Source organism: Vibrio sp. 10N.222.49.C9 (genome assembly GCF_041474985.1).
Classification (GTDB): domain Bacteria; phylum Pseudomonadota; class Gammaproteobacteria; order Enterobacterales; family Vibrionaceae; genus Vibrio; species Vibrio crassostreae_C.
This window is the reverse complement of record NZ_JBFRVD010000239.1, coordinates 1-225: the sequence shown is the minus strand read 5'-3', so window position 1 is coordinate 225 and position 225 is coordinate 1. Positions and strand designations below refer to the sequence as shown.

The window sequence follows — 225 nt, the reverse complement described above, 5'->3', positions numbered from 1 at the left end:
TAGTCAGTGAGCGCTTGATTGAACAGCTGACGCGTTTGATCTGTGTTGGTCTGATTAAATGGATTGGCTTCTATGATTTGCAGCTCTTCTTGGATCCAGTCGTATAACTCTTCACGCTGAGATCCTTTAATGGTTTTGCGTTGGATGAAACCAATTAAGTGGATTGCGAATTGTTCTGTGACCTCACAGATTTCTTTTTCGAGTTCACCTGCTTGCTCTCTGACT

1 pseudogene is annotated in these 225 nt (G+C 42.7%); it reads right to left on the bottom strand.

The annotated features are described in order from the left end of the window. Positions 1–225, bottom strand: a pseudogene (locus tag AB4585_RS22940) (hypothetical protein); the annotation flags it as partial.